14 protein-coding genes and 3 pseudogenes are annotated in these 13,768 nt (G+C 66.9%); 7 read left to right on the top strand and 10 right to left on the bottom strand.

Annotated features, from left to right (window positions below; all coding sequences use genetic code 11):
- Positions 1–10 precede the first annotated feature (10 nt).
- Together OG456_RS50240 and OG456_RS50235 are read left to right on the top strand one after the other, a co-directional pair.
- Positions 11–250: pseudogene (locus OG456_RS50240) on the top strand (peptidoglycan-binding protein); the annotation flags it as partial.
- Positions 251–286: 36 nt separating this feature from the next.
- Positions 287–646: a M23 family metallopeptidase gene (locus OG456_RS50235; RefSeq protein ID WP_266571895.1), complete on the top strand. Its 360-nt coding sequence runs from the start codon at positions 287–289 to the stop codon at positions 644–646.
- Positions 647–670: 24 nt separating this feature from the next.
- Here the strand turns inward: OG456_RS50235 and OG456_RS50230 are convergent, their stop codons facing one another.
- The 3 genes and pseudogenes from OG456_RS50230 to OG456_RS50220 all read right to left on the bottom strand — a co-directional run.
- Positions 671–1,792: a DUF2235 domain-containing protein gene (locus OG456_RS50230; protein ID WP_266571869.1), complete on the bottom strand. Its 1,122-nt coding sequence runs from the start codon at positions 1,790–1,792 to the stop codon at positions 671–673.
- Between the two features lie 22 nt (positions 1,793–1,814).
- Complete coding sequence (locus tag OG456_RS50225; RefSeq protein WP_266571868.1) at positions 1,815–2,705, bottom strand: DUF6424 family protein; 891 nt, start codon at positions 2,703–2,705, stop codon at positions 1,815–1,817.
- A gap of 155 nt (positions 2,706–2,860) precedes the next feature.
- A pseudogene (locus OG456_RS50220) lies at positions 2,861–3,007 on the bottom strand (IS6 family transposase); the annotation flags it as partial.
- A gap of 43 nt (positions 3,008–3,050) precedes the next feature.
- On the opposite strand from OG456_RS50220, the gene OG456_RS50215 reads away from it, so the two are divergent.
- Positions 3,051–3,314, top strand: a complete 264-nt coding sequence (locus tag OG456_RS50215; RefSeq protein ID WP_266571867.1) for an integrase core domain-containing protein — start codon at positions 3,051–3,053, stop codon at positions 3,312–3,314.
- Positions 3,315–3,354: 40 nt separating this feature from the next.
- Here OG456_RS50215 and OG456_RS50210 read toward each other — a convergent pair.
- The 4 genes and pseudogenes from OG456_RS50210 to OG456_RS50195 form a co-directional block, all read right to left on the bottom strand.
- A protein-coding gene (locus tag OG456_RS50210; protein WP_266571866.1) for an IS3 family transposase occupies positions 3,355–4,535 on the bottom strand; the annotation gives its coding sequence in 2 pieces (ribosomal slippage) (positions 3,355–4,271 and positions 4,271–4,535; 1,182 coding nt in all).
- A gap of 122 nt (positions 4,536–4,657) precedes the next feature.
- Complete coding sequence (locus OG456_RS50205; protein ID WP_266571865.1) at positions 4,658–5,788, bottom strand: hypothetical protein; 1,131 nt, start codon at positions 5,786–5,788, stop codon at positions 4,658–4,660.
- A gap of 251 nt (positions 5,789–6,039) precedes the next feature.
- Positions 6,040–6,753: pseudogene (locus OG456_RS50200) on the bottom strand (transposase); the annotation flags it as partial.
- Between the two features lie 205 nt (positions 6,754–6,958).
- The gene (locus tag OG456_RS50195) at positions 6,959–7,609 is read right to left on the bottom strand and encodes a hypothetical protein (protein ID WP_266571864.1); all 651 of its coding nucleotides are present in this window, start codon (positions 7,607–7,609) and stop codon (positions 6,959–6,961) included.
- A 303-nt stretch (positions 7,610–7,912) separates the two neighbouring features.
- Here OG456_RS50195 and OG456_RS50190 point away from each other — a divergent pair, with 303 nt between their 5' ends.
- Complete coding sequence (locus tag OG456_RS50190; RefSeq protein WP_266571894.1) at positions 7,913–8,692, top strand: IS5 family transposase; 780 nt, start codon at positions 7,913–7,915, stop codon at positions 8,690–8,692.
- On the opposite strand, the gene OG456_RS50185 is transcribed toward OG456_RS50190, so the two are convergent.
- Positions 8,661–9,170: a hypothetical protein gene (locus tag OG456_RS50185; protein WP_266571863.1), complete on the bottom strand. Its 510-nt coding sequence runs from the start codon at positions 9,168–9,170 to the stop codon at positions 8,661–8,663. The two genes, OG456_RS50190 and OG456_RS50185, sit on opposite strands and share 32 nt — an antisense overlap.
- 386 nt (positions 9,171–9,556) lie before the next feature.
- On the opposite strand from OG456_RS50185, the gene OG456_RS50180 reads away from it, so the two are divergent.
- Together OG456_RS50180 and OG456_RS50175 are read left to right on the top strand one after the other, a co-directional pair.
- Positions 9,557–9,886: a hypothetical protein gene (locus OG456_RS50180; RefSeq protein WP_266571862.1), complete on the top strand. Its 330-nt coding sequence runs from the start codon at positions 9,557–9,559 to the stop codon at positions 9,884–9,886.
- Positions 9,887–9,936: 50 nt separating this feature from the next.
- A complete protein-coding gene (locus tag OG456_RS50175) occupies positions 9,937–10,242 on the top strand; it encodes a hypothetical protein (protein ID WP_266571861.1) in 306 nt (101 codons plus the stop codon).
- Positions 10,243–10,768: 526 nt separating this feature from the next.
- Here OG456_RS50175 and OG456_RS50170 read toward each other — a convergent pair.
- Together OG456_RS50170 and OG456_RS50165 are read right to left on the bottom strand one after the other, a co-directional pair.
- Entirely contained in the window at positions 10,769–11,893 is a 1,125-nt protein-coding gene (locus OG456_RS50170; protein ID WP_266571860.1) for a DUF2235 domain-containing protein, read from the bottom strand.
- An 8-nt stretch (positions 11,894–11,901) separates the two neighbouring features.
- Entirely contained in the window at positions 11,902–12,870 is a 969-nt protein-coding gene (locus OG456_RS50165; RefSeq protein ID WP_266571859.1) for a DUF6424 family protein, read from the bottom strand.
- Between the two features lie 270 nt (positions 12,871–13,140).
- On the opposite strand from OG456_RS50165, the gene OG456_RS50160 reads away from it, so the two are divergent.
- Positions 13,141–13,767 (top strand): hypothetical protein, encoded by a 627-nt coding sequence (locus OG456_RS50160; RefSeq protein ID WP_266571858.1) that lies wholly within the window; start codon positions 13,141–13,143, stop codon positions 13,765–13,767.
- Position 13,768: the final 1 nt, after the last annotated feature.

The raw sequence follows: 13,768 nt of genomic DNA, 5'->3' as shown, positions 1-13,768 counted from the left end.
AGTCATGCCTGCGCAAGAGCCTTTCCCTGGAGCTGCGTTCTTCCATATAGGCCGACGCAGTCCGATCATCACTGCCATGGGGAAACGACTCGTCGCGGAAGGGTGTGGGAAGTACACGACGGGCCCAGGCCCCCAGTGGACCAACACCGACCGCCAGTCCTACGCCGCCTGGCAGCACAAGATCGGTCTCTCGGCGAGTGACGCCGACGGCATACCCGGCCGGCAGTCCTGGGACCGGCTCCACGTCCCGGCGACGAGTGGCGCGGGTGGGCGCGTTTCCTCTCCCGTGCCAGGACACCCAGTGACAACCTCGTACCACAAGAAGGGACCCCACTGGAGTCTGGGCTACCACACGGGTGCGGACTACGCCGCCCCGAAGGGTACGTCCTGTGTCGCCGTCGTCAGCGGTTCCGTTCGCGTCGGGCAGGACGGCAGTTTCGGCAACTACCTCGTGCTGAGGTCAGGCGGATTCGACTACTGGTACTGCCACCTCTCCCATCGGGACGTCAGCCGTGGTTCCGTTCGGGCCGGGCAACAGGTCGCCGAAGTGGGCTCGACCGGGAACGCCACCGGACCCCACCTGCACTTCGAAAAGCGCCCGGCCGGTGGTCGTTTCGGGTCCGACATGACTCCCAGCTGGTCATGACTCCCAGCAGGACGTCCGGCGTTGTCAGCCGTCCTGCTGGGCGAGCTTGGTCCACTCGGGGTCGGCCCAACGGCGTGGCTCGGTCGGATCGGACAGATCCGTACGGTACTTGGGGTCTCGCTTCAGGCGGAGCCGGACGCTTGTGTGCAGCACGGCGTGCTCGGGTACGCGGCGCGCGCGCCGGCCGGCCAGGATCCAGAACGGGCCGTTGTGGTGGATGGCCGCGTCGGCGAACTCCTCGCGCACCGCACAGGCCTCGGCGTATGCGCCGGGGCGGAAGACCAGGTCCTGGCAGACTCCATCGGAGATCCACTTGAGGGTGATCGTCGAGAGCAGGGGATCGCCCTTCTCATGGGCGAAGGTGCCGCCGACATCAGAGTGGACACCGGCGAACCAGACCTCCTGCGCCGTGTCGCGCAGCGGCTCCGGCCGACGTTTCACCAGGAACTCACGGAAGGGGCGCCGCTTCTCGTCGAGGGAAACGGCGTGGCGGATGCGGGAGGCGTTGGGGAGTTGGTGAGTGTAGGGCCACTGCAGATCGCCCAGGCGGAGGATGCCCGCCGCCTTCACCGTGTCCCAGACACCGAGATAGGCGACCGGCAGCGCGTAGTGGGAGACCTGCCGTGGATCGTTGCGTTTGACCGCCGCCCACAGCGGCTCGCGGTCGGTGCGCCGGCAGAAGGCGTGCGAGAACCGGGCCACCTCCCGCTCGCTTTTGTCGATGTCCTGGTTGAAGGCGTACTTGGCCACCGCGTAGGGGACGAGATTCTCCGAGCCGGCCCGCATGAGTCCGGGCTTGTTGAGCATCCCGACCAGCGCGCGGGCGGTGTAGGCGCCGCGGCTGAAACCGAAGACGTACACGAGATCGCCGGGCTCCCAGTTCCGCATCAAGTACGTGTACGCCTCCGTCAGGTTGGTCCTCAGCCCGGTGCCGAAGGCGAGACCGCACACACGGGACAGCCGGCCGTCGACCGGACCGCGGGCGATGGCCGACGACATGGTGCCGACGCCGGGGTCGTAATACAGGAGCTGGCGCGTGGGGTCGTCCGCCTCCAGCATCTCGAACAGCCGCACCACGTTGGTGGGGTGGCGGGCGCCGACCTGATTACTCGTCCCGTCGAGGCAGATGACGATCCTGCGCGGCATATCGGCTCCTCGTCCGGCGGGTCTAGCGGGGGCCTCGGCCGTTGTGGCGCGCCCGGCCCGCGGCCAGGGCGCCGGCCGCGGTGCGTCGTCCGGGGTCGATCTGCCCGGCGAACGCCTGGAGCGCGGCGGAGCTGTTCGGCGGCAGCACCGCCATCAGCCCCTGATCCTGCGCCTCAGCCAGGGTGTCCGCAGCTCTGCTGCCCTCGGGGACGTGCACCAGGCGGACGTGTCCGTCTCCGGAACCCCGCCGGTCCACCGGAGCGACGGCGCCATGGGTACCGTCGGGCAGGGTCACCCACAGCTGGAAGTCGTCGTACCGGACGAAGTCCGCCCCCTTGACGGGCCAGGGATAGTGGTGCTCGCCGGGCACCTTGGGCAGAATCCCCTGGTGGTTGCCGTGGGTCATGGGCACGCACGCGTTGAACAGCGAGTCGGTCCACGCTTCCACGCCGTCCGCGTCCTTGATCGGGGTGCGCAGCAGTGCGTCCGCCTCCTCGTACCCCAGCTCGGCGAGGGCGGGCAGGGTCAACGGGAAGGCATCGATGAGTTCGGCCGCCTCCTGCCTGAGCCGGTCGACCTTCACCGGCTCAGCGCAGAACTGCATGCTCCACTCGATGCCCACCCGAGCCCGGTACATCCGCCAGCCGCCGGCTCCCTTGACCCAGAGGCTGCCTCCGTGGTGCATCTCCCAGTGCTCCGAGCCTGCGGGCCGGGACCCGTATGGCAGATCCGTGTCGCTGATCTCGTCGAGAATCTTGTGCGCCGTCTTCTTCGCGGCCCGGAAGAACGACGACTCGAAGCGCTTGGGGTGCTCGACCAGCCGTATCTTCCAGGGATGGTTCTCCGACTCGATCCCACCGGGCTTGAGCGAGTCGGGAATCGGGGACGATGCAAGGGAACCGGCTCGGGCCATGTCCGACCTCCACGTGCCGACCGCGGTCCGTGTCCGTCCCACGGTGCCGAGTGCCCCCGTCTTCATCGTCCGCCAGCGGTCGGAGGTACGCCAACCCGAGCAGCCAATGAACCAGCGGTGGTTCGTTGCACCGGGTGGTAGAGATCGAAGACCTTCACCGCGCGTTCGCGCTGGCGGGTGGGCTGGTGGCTGTTCTCGGCCCGGTTGTTGAGGCCCTTGTGTGAGTGGTGCTCGACCGAGGGCATGCCCTCGCGGTGGGTGGCGCCGTAGGAACGGAGCTTGTCGGCGACGATCACCCTGGGCGCCGCCCGGGTCTTCTCCGTCTTCACCGCCGAGGACACGCAGGTGCTGCTCAGCGCGCCCCGGGCACCGCGCATGAACGCGCATTGCGAACGCGTGATCGGCACCATCCGCCGCGAGGCCCGCGACCGCGTCCTGCTCCTGGGCGAGAGCCACGCCAGGAAGGTCCTGACTGACTACCAGGACCACTACAACGGACACAGGTCGCACCGATCCCGTCACCAGCTACCGCCCAGCGCGACCGAGCAACCCGCAATCATGCACGACCTCGACGACCGAAGCCTGCTCCGCACCAGGGTCCTCGGTTGAGGGGCCTCGCGTTTTCCGGACAGGCTTCTGACCGTCTATTTCACGCGACGATTCGCAACTTCTCGTACTCGGCGTGAACTTCGCGCGGAGGGCGGTAACCCACCGCCGAGTGGAGGCGTTTGTGATTGTACCAGAATTCGATGTAGCGAGTGACGTCCTGCCTGGCGGCCTCGCGGGTCAGATAAGTCACCCTTGATACGCGCTCGTTCTTCAGGGCGCCGAAGAATGATTCGGCCATGGCGTTGTCGAAACAGATCCCGGTGCGGCCGGAAGATCTGCGGAGCGCGAAGCGGTCCAGCGTCCTCCCGAACTCGGCTGACATGTAGTTACTTCCGCGATCCGAGTGAAATATCGCGCCGGCCGAGAGGTTCCTGTTCCGTGCCGCGTTACGGATTGCCCTGGATATCAGTGGGGTTTGGTAGTGGTCGTCCATCGCATAACCGATGACTTCCTTCGTACAGCAGTCGATGACCGTTGCGAGGTACAGCCAGCCTTCCCCGGTCGCGATATACGTAATGTCACCGACGAGCTTCTCGCCGGGCGCATCCGCGGTGAAGTCGCGGCCGACGAGGTCCGGCACCTGGCCGGCCGCAGCCTGAGTGAGGTTGAACCTCTTCGGCCGTGGCAGGCAGGGCACCAGGCCCTGTTCGCGCATGAGGCGGCGGACCAACTCCACGCCCGCGGCGACGCCCCAGCGGTGCAGCTGGGCCTGGATGCGCCGGTGCCCGTAGGTGCTGTCGGACATGTCGAAGGCTTTCTCGATGAGCAATTTCAGATCTCCGCGCCGCTGAGCTGTCGCGGATTCCGGGCGGGATCGCCAGTCGTAGTAGCCGGATCTGGAGACGCCGAGTCGGCCGCACATGAACTCGACGCTGTATGCGTACTTCTCGGTGTCGAGTCGCATCTCGTCGATGAACTCGTACTTGCTTGCTACCGGGGATCCTTCGCGAAGTACGCTGCGGCTTTTTTCAGGAAGGTAACTTCCATCTCCAGCTCGCGGTTGCGTCGTTCGAGTTCCTTCAGACGCGCCCGCTCGTTCACGGTCAGTTCCGCATCGGGGGCCGGTTCCTGCTGCCTCTGGTACTTCTTCACCCAGCCGCGTAGCGTCTCCGAGTTCAGCTCAAGCTCCCGGGCGACTTCGGAGATCGTCTTGCTTGACCTCAACGCGATCTGGACGGCTTCCTCGCGGAACTCCGGCGAGTACTTACTGGGTGGCGCCACTTCTTCCTCGTTTCCTTGTTCAGGACAACCCTATTGGGTGCCTGTCCGGAAACTTCGTGGCCCCTCAGGTGGCATCGGCAACGAGTATTTGAGTCAGCCTTGCTGCCGCCGAGGGTGCCGCATCATGGCTTTGCATCCTCACCTGTTTGTGGACTGTGCGGGCCATGGACGGAGTCCAGAAGCGCCTGGCCCTGAGAGTCGACGAATTTGGTGAACAGTTGCTGGGAGTAGCCGAAGACAATGGCCCACGCGATGATCTGGGCAGAGGAATCGAGCGCGCTGAGGCCCGGTACGAATCCGCCGCGCATGAGCAATAGCCCAAGCGGGGCTGTCAGAGCTCCGGTGGGCAGTTTGAGGGCCGAGATGACCAGCGGCACGTTATAGGGAAGCGCGGTTCCCCGGATCCGACGTAGCGACGCGGCCGAGGCGATGGCGGCAGACACCGTGCCGACAATCTCGATGACGAGGTAGTCCCCGGCTTGAGCGGTTTGGGCGATCTGGTTTGTGTGCGGCTTGCTCGGGGTGCTCGCGCTACTGTGCGTGGGGCAGACAACCATGAACTTTGCGCCGTCTTCTGGGGTGAAGCACAACGGGACCATGCCAGGCCAGTTGTAGGCAACGATCGCGATCCCGATCGCGATAAGCAGTATGGTGCCTGTCACAGCGGTGACGATCCTGACGAAGCTTCGGACGCGTAGTGTCTCCTTGTGCAGAAGACGACGCGCAAGGCTTGCCGTCTCGGCAAGGAAGGCGCGCTGGCTCAAGCTGAGCTCGCCGTTGGTTTGGACCACTTTGGCGATTTCCTTGATGCGGACGCGACGCGGGTCCTTGGAGGGGAAGTGCTCCTCAGCCAGGGCGATCAACTGGGGGAGCATTGCTTTGATGTCCTCGGGGGAAGCCAACCAGATGATGAGGTTCTGGGTGGCATCGAGATGCGACTGGGCGACACCGAGGTGTGCCGCACCTCTGAGGGCTGGATGAGCATGATGCGAGAGAGCTTCGCATGCCTTTCTTAGTTCGTGGCGGGCCTTTTCCAAGTAGGTCGGTGCAACGTCGGATCGGTCGGGGTCCGCAGCCGCGCGCATTGCCACGGCGTCCAGGATCGCCTCCAGTTCGGCAATCCTCGCGAGGAGTCCCTCCTTCTGCTCCCACGGGCCCAGTTCGGCGGCAGCCCATCTGCGCTGCTTCCACCATCCGCGTTCGATCTTGCCCTTTTCGTCTGATTGGTTTGGCTCTGGCGTTTTGTCGGTCACGCGAACGACTATGGAGCCTGCGAGGAGGATTTCTTGCTCTGTGACACGCCTTTACGGGCGATAGTCGCAGGTGGCGGGGGCAGCGTGCTCTTGCGAGGAACCCCGGGGGTTCACCCCTCGGGGAGGAATCGCATCTGGTGATGGCGATGCGGAGCATCGCCGCGGCAACGGGCGCGGAGCGCCCGCAAGAGATCGGTTCGGGGTCTGTCAAACGAGCGGGTCCGGCCCGTAGTCGGTGGACCGGGTGTCTGTCAGGGCAGGAGGATGCAGTGGCGGAGGAGGTCGAATCCGGCGCGTCCGTGCATCTGTCTCATGATCCTCTTGGTGCGGGTGTTGACTCCTTCGGTCCGGCCGTTGTGGTAGGGCGAGGTGAGGTCGGCGTTGACGGCGGGCCGGTCGATTTCCAGGCCGTTGGTGAAACTGCGCAGGTGGGACAGACCGACAGCACGGGCCGCTGTGATCCACTCGGCGAGTTTCACATCGTTGCCCTTGGCCGGTTTCAGCAGGGCGGCGAAGCCTCGTATGAGATCGGCGAGTGCGCTCATCTCTTGGCAGGCCGCGGCGATCTTCTCCAGCAGGGTCGTTTCCTTCGGGCGCAGGTTTTCGGGGTCGGTGAGCAGGCGGCGACTGGCGTGGCGCGGGGTGGTGACGGGGCGGTCGCCTTCGGCGCGGCCGTGATTGAGGTAGCGGACCAGGAGGTTCGCGCTGCCGGTGTAGCCCAACTTCCGGATCTCTTCGAGGAGATGGGTGACCGGGACGGCCGGTTCCTCGGCGCGGCGTCGGCGCAGGTGCTCGCGGTAGGGGTCGACGAGGGTGGGCCGGTAGGCGGGGGCAATGCGCAGGGTCTGGGGTTCGGGCATGCGGGCGTAGCGTTTGACGGTGTTCAGGGCCAGGCCCAGGCGGCGGGCGCAGTCGAGCAGTCCGACGCCCTGGCCGAGGAGCTCGTGGACCTTGATCCAGCGTTCTGGACCGCACTGGCCACGCTGGGCAGATGAGAGAACGGCTCTTCGCCCTGGGCCACGTCGTCCTCGTCTATGAAGATCGGCGTAAAGCCCCCGGCCCCAATGACCAATGAGCGCACTGGCGACGCCCCCTCCTCACAACTGCGGCGCACTGGACTCAAAACACCGCATCACATCATGGGCACATACCCGTTGACAGGATGGGTGGTCACTGCGGGAGATACGCAGCAACAGCGGCAGCTGCCATTCCGCTGCTCAGATAGGCGTCGAGCGTGTGTGAGTCGAGCAACCCGATGTCGTCGCTTTGATGGAGGTCCACCGGAAACATCCCCCCGAGCTCGGACGGCAGAGCGACTAGATCACCCACGTCAGCGATGTTCACCCAGCGCCCCACCCTGTGTGGCTTTGCTCCCTTCCCGTGCCGCAGCGCGGGCTCGAGCGTGCGACTGAGGGAGGGAAGCCCCAACGGTGACCCCAACGTCACCAGGAGTTCGACCTCAAGATCGGGATAGGCATGGAGCGTCTCGTATGCGACGACCGTTCCCAGCGAATGCGACACAACGACCCGTGACCCGCACCCCGCAATGGCAGCCGCGACGCGGTCCCGCGCTGCCGCCCGAGTCTGCGGCCGAGAGGTATAGGCATGCACCTCCAGGATCAGAGCGCACAGGGCTCGCTCAAATCGCTCAAGCACCCTCTCGCGCAAGGTCTGGCCAAGCCCGACACCATCCTTCCTGCGTACCAGCCAGGACATGCCCTGGCGGACTGGGGCCAGCCATGCCGCCTGGGCCTCCTTTGGCTCGGGCACCCCCATGGCCAGCAGCCACTCCCACGCCACCCGCAGTTCGGCAGTCGACAAGTCCTCCAACCGTGCTGCGGACACACCCGATTGAGAAGCTGTTGTCCTATCGATCTTGAGTGCGGTGTGATCGAAAGTGGCCCTCGGGGCGGGTGATTCTGTCGTGGCCGTGCATGAGGACAGGGCCTCTGGTGCAGTTCGGAGTTGCTGAGACACCGATCACGCCAGGAGGCCCTGTTGTCACCGTTGTACGCGGTCGAAGCTGTTGGGTTCAACTCGTCCGGCGGTGCGTGCGATTGCCTCGTTCACCGGTTCGGGAACGCAGCCGACCAGCCCGACCGGGTCCGGGCCTACGGCACGGACCTGACGGATGCCGAGTGGCAGGAGATTCGGCCGTTGCTGCCGGTGCCAGCGTGGATGGAGGGCCGGGGCGGCAGGCCGGAGGGCTACTGTCACCGCGTGATGTTGGACGCGGTCTTCTATGTCGTGGACAACGGGATCAAGTGGCGCAACATGCCGGTCGACTTCCCCGCCTGGGACCGGGTCTACGCGTTCTGGCGGCGCTGGCGCCAAACCGGGCTGATCACCGAACTCCACGACCGGCTGCGGGGGAAAGTGCGCGAGGGGGCCGGGCGCGATCCGGAGCCGACGGCTGCGGTGATCGACTCACAGTCCGTGAAGGCGGACGCGGTGGTGGGGGCGGACAGCCGGGGCTATGACGGCGGCAAGAAGATCAATGGCAGGCGCCGGCACTTGATCTGCGACACGATAGGCCTGCTCCTGCAGATCCGGGTCCTGCCGGCACATGTCACCGACCGGCAGGCCGCCGCCGACATGCTGCCCGCGCTGCGCGAGCGATTCCCCACGATCACGAAGCTGTGGGCCGACGGCGGCTACACCGGCGTCCTGGTCACCTGGGCCCTGGCCGTCCTCCAGCTGATCGTCACCGTCGTCAGACGCTGCGATGACCTGCGCGGATTTCGCGTTCTGCCGCGCCGCTGGGTGGTGGAGAGAAGTTTCGGGTGGCTGTTGCGCTCGCGGCGCCTGGTCCGCGACTACGAGCGCCGGTGCGACTCCAGTGAGGCGATGATCCTGTGGTCGATGACGATGCTCATGACCCGCCGCCTCGCACGCCGGCCCTGAGCGCGAACCGGCCCGAGGGCTCCTTGACCAACCACCCTTGCCGCACCAGCCGGTTCGCCTTCGACCGCACTCCCTCCACCTTCGCTGCCACCGGCTCCACCCCGAGCTCAGAGGCAAGTTCCAGGCAGAACAGCGCCCGTTGCGCAGCGATCAGGACCGTCATGATCCGCTGATACTCCGGCGACAGCACCGACACCACGAGCCCTTCACACCATTCAGGCACCACCGACCCCGGCACCGCACCCGACGGCGACGGCGACGGTTCAGGATCCCCGGATGCCAGCGTGTCAGCCTCCGACACACCATCCGGGCCGGCGAGAACCTCGACCACAGTCTCCCGGGACACGACGAACCGCTCCCAGTCGAGTTCCGCTTCCCGCAACGCGGCCAGAACCCGGTCCGCCTCGGTCCGCAGTACTTCCACCCGCTCAGCGGCAGCTCGTTCCCGCTCCTCCAGCAGCCCGATCACCGACGGCATCCCGCACCTCCACAGCCACGCCGACACGACGTGCTCTGTCTGCCACGGAAACCCCGGCGTCATGCCTGACCAGCGACAACACTGCGATCAAGTACGGAAAGACAACAGCTTCTGAGATTCCACCTCGTCCGTCAGAAGGTCCGCGTAGTAGGCCATGGCCAGCTCGGGCACGGGCACATGAGCAAGCCCCGCCTTGTGAAGTCCGCATTCCAGTTTCGGCTGGGCCGCCTTAAACGCCGAAGGCAGTAATCCTGAGCACCTGGCACGAGTGTCAAAGGGGTGATTTATCTGCCCCGGGAGTTCCTGCTTGCACCAGGGTGGTATCTGACTAAGGGCTTGGTCGGCTCCTCGAACAACGCCGGCGTTGTCGACTCAGGAGGATGCTCATGGCCTTTGCCGAGGACTTTGCGGCCGCGCTGTCACAGCGCGGGATCCAGATGGATCCTGTCGGTGTCCCCGCCCCGGACGTGATCGGCGGCGCACTCGACAACATCGACGGGTACATCAGCCAGCTCGACGATGCTGTACGTCAAGGGTTTGACGAGGGCTCTCTCGAGTTTCCCGTGTGCTCGGTACTGGCCGATCCGACAGTGAACGTCGCACCCGAGATCTCCTCGATTCTCGCCGCTTACGACCGCACCTCGAACATGCGGCTGACCGAGATGCTCCGGGCGACGCACGAGGCGCTCGAGCAGGTCGGCGGCGGTGTCGCCTAGCCGCGGCGTGCGGCGGGCGATTTACGAGAACGAGGGAAATGGAGAGCTCGATGGCGATCGAGGAATTCGCTGACTGCTATGCGCGGCACGTCGGGACCACCGTCGACGCGCTAATCGACGACCTGCGCACACTGGGTGCCGACGCCATCCGCCGGGTCGTGGAATGGAACCGGAGCCTGCGTGACGCCGACAGAACCCTCATGCTCGCGGCCGCGGGAATCGCCGCTGGCGTGATTATCAAGATCCTCGAGGCGCTGCTCGGGCCAACGCTGGCCGTGTGCTTCGTGGGTCTCCTCGGTGGCGCTTCGTGGGCCCTGCTGATCCGCTCGTTCACTGAGTGCGTGGACCAGCTGTGACCGAGCGCCGGGTCCTCGGCTGGAGGTAGCTCGTACTCCCGATGGCCTGCTCTTGTGGGACGCCCGGGGTCGGGGCGTCGGCCTGCTGGTCCCGATTGCCCGTCACGGGCGCGCTGGGCAGTAAAGGTTCAGTCTGTTGGACGAACTTCCGCGAGATGCCCTCTCAGCGACCTTCGAAGTGCACGACGCCGCCAGCAATTGGCCGCACTGCTCCTGGACGCAGGAAAAGTTCCTCGAGTTCTTGGTCCTAGGCGTTCGTCGGTACGTCGTTGATCACGACAACGAGCTGCTCGGGACGCTGTCATTGCATGCGGCACGGTTACACGTTCGCGGGACGGCCCGTCCAAGACTGTGCCGCACACGCCAAACCCTCGCTATTCCGCCGCAAGGCTGTTGACCAGCAAGAAACACAGAAGTTCGGCTGAAGTCTAACCATTTGCGCGGTCAGGGACGGGCCCGCTGTGGCCGGTTCCGCGGCTGACACAGCCGGGTCCGCACCGGACCGAGACTCACGCGGCCCGTAGCGTCAACTGCCGGGCAGAGGCTGGGCCTTGGTCCAGTCGGGGTCGGCCCAAGGCTCCGGATTCGCCGGATTGGTCAGGTCCGTACGGTATTTGGGGTCCCGTTCCCGGCGGAGCCGGACGCTCGTGTGCAGCCGCGCGTGCTCGGGCACCGGGCGCGTGCGGCGGCCCACGAGGATCCAGAGGGGGCCGTTGTCGTGAAGCGGGGCGGTGGCGAAGTCCTCGGTCACCGCGCAGGCTTCCTGGTAGGCGCCGGGGCGGAAGTCAAGGTCGCGGCAGACCCCGTCGGTGATCCACTTGAGGGTGATGGTGGAGAGCAGGGGGGCGTTCTCGGCGTGTTCGAAGGTGCCGCCGACGTCGGAGTGCACGCCGGCGAACCAGACCTCCTGGGCGGTGTCCTGGAGGGGTTCGGGGCGGGGAGTGACCAGGAACTCGCGGTAGGGGCGGCGTGTTTCGTCGAGGGACACGGCGTGCCGGATGCGGGCGGCGTTGGGCAGTTGGTGGGTGTAGGGCCAGTTCAGGGTGCCCAGGCGCAGAATGCCGGCTGCCTTCACGGTGTCCCAGAGGCCGAGGTAGTCGACGGGCAGGGCGTGATGCGAGACCTGCCGGGGGTTGTTGCGTTTCACGGTCGCCCACAGCGGCTCGTTCTCGGTGCGCCGGCAGAAGGCGTGCGAGAACCGGGCGACCTCCTGCTCACTCTTGTCGATGTCCTGGTTGAAGGCGTACCTCGCCACCGCGTAGGGGGCGAGGTTCTCGGAGCCGGGGCGCATGAGGCCCGGTTTGTTCAGCATCCCGACGAGGGCGCGCGCGGTGTAGGCGCCACGGCTGAAGCCGAAGACGTAGACCCTGTCTCCGGGCTGCCAGTGCCGCATCAGGTAGGTGTAGGCCTCGGCGAGGTTGGCCTTCAGCCCAGTGCCGAACGCGAGGCCGGTCAGGCGGGAGAGCCATCGGCCGGCCGGTCCGTGGGCCGTGGCCGCCGACATGGTGCCCACGCCGGGGTCGTAGTAGAGGAGTTGCCGGTCGGGGGCCTCCGCTTCCAGCATCTCGAACAGCCTGACCGCGTTGGTCGGGTGGCGGGCGCCGACCTGGTTGCCCGTTCCGTCGAGGCAGATGACGATCCGGCGTGGCATGCCCGTTCCTAACCGGTGCGCCTGGTGGTGGTGCGCCGGGTCGCTCGGCCCCGCCGCGGCGCCGTGGCCGTGGCCAGGGGGCCGGTCGCGGTGCGCCGCCCGGGCTCGATCTGTTGCTTGAACGCCTTCAGGGCGACGGGGCTGTTGGCCGGGAAGACCGCCATCTTCCCGAGGTTCTGGGCCCTGGCGAGGGTGTCGCCCGCCGTGCTCCCCTCGGGGGCGTGCACCAGGCGTACGTGCCCGTCGCCCGATCCGCGCCGGTCCACCGGCGCCACTGCGCCGTGGGTGCCGTCGGGCAGGTTCACCCACAGCTGGAAGTCGTCGTACCGGACGAAGTCCGCGCCCTTGACGGGCCACGGGTAGTGGTGTTCGCCGGGCACTGTGGGCAGGATGCCGTGGTGGTTGCCGTGGCTCATCGGCACGCACGCGTTGAACAACGAGTCGGTCCACCGCTCGACGCCGTCGGCGTCCGTGATCGGAGTGCGCAGCAGTTCTTCGGCGCCTTTGTAGCCCAGTTCCCCAAGGGCGGGCAGGGTGTCCGGGAAGGCGCCGATGAGCTCGGCGGCCTCCTGCCGCAGCCGGTCCACCTTCGCCGGGTCGGCGCAGAACTGCATGCTCCACTCGATGCCCACCCGCGCGCGGTACATCCGCCAGCTACTGGCCCCCTTGACCCACAGACTGCCGCCGTGGTGCATCTCCCAGTGCTCGGCGCCGGGAGGCCGGGGCCCGTAGGGGAGGTCGTCCTCGCTCATCTCGGCGAGGATCTTGTGCGCCGCCTTCTTCGCGGCCTGGAAGTACGTCGACTCGAAACGCGGGGGGTGGTCGACCAGCTGTATTTTCCAGGGGTGGTTTTCCGATTCCGTGCCGCCGGGCGTGAGCGCCGCCCGGGTTCGGGGCTTGGCGGTGGCGGATGGCCGGGGCTTCGCGCCGGTTGCGGTACGGGACTTGGCTGCTGAAGGGGAAGCGGTGTGTGTCACGGTCGGCCTCGCGCCGGTGACGCGGACTCGCGTCGGACCCGCGGCGCCAGTGCCTATGTCTCCATCGTGCGCCCGGAGCCGGGGGCAGGCCAGTCGACGGACGGCTCTTGCGGCTGCGGAAGCCCCGCCGTGCGTCCGCCACTTGGCGTGCCGCGGCCATGCCCCTGGCGGCCGCCGACGGCTGCGGTGGACAGGCCGGACCGGGAGGGCAGACGATGGGAATGGCGCAGGCCGGAGCAACGGCGGGCTGCGCCGGAGGAGGTGGTCCTCTTGGCTTTCGGCATCTCGTTCGCGCGTACCTTCAAGCACACCCCCTGGATCGACGCCGTCGACCGGGTGTCGGCTGCGGGTGACAACGGATTCAACATCCGGTTCCAGCGGCTTGGGGAGGATCTCGACACGATCGGGGATCGCTTCACAACCGTGAGCGCGGCACTCGACTCCCTGGTCCGCGTCGGCGGGGCCGAGCGCACGCTCGTAGTCCCGCCGCTGCTGACCCCCGTCGGCGGCGCCTCGGACTGGGACCTGTCCACCACCCCGGGCAAGGCGAGTGTGCGCGGCGAGGTGGACACCGTGGGGATCACGGGAGCCGTGCCCGTCACCCTGCCCGCCCCAGGGCGGATCCTGGGCTTCCAGGCATTCGGGACGATCGCACAGGCCGCCGAGGTCAGAGTCGATCTGACCCGGCGCAGCCTGGACGGCAGCGGCGGCGAAGTGCCCCCGATCGTGCGGATCCAGGCGTCCGAGAGCGCGGCGTTCCGCGAGAGGCAGCCCGCTCCCTCCGTGGCGCAGATCGATCCGCAATCGGCCTACTACATCACCGCCCATGTCGGCGGCACGGGGCACGACAGCTCGGTGACGCTCACCGGATTCCGGGTGAGGTATCAGGAGTCCTGAT

Origin of the sequence: Streptomyces sp. NBC_01446, from assembly GCF_026340095.1 — a bacterium.
GTDB lineage: Bacteria > Actinomycetota > Actinomycetes > Streptomycetales > Streptomycetaceae > Streptomyces > Streptomyces aureus.
This window is presented reverse-complemented; position numbering and strand designations above follow the sequence as displayed.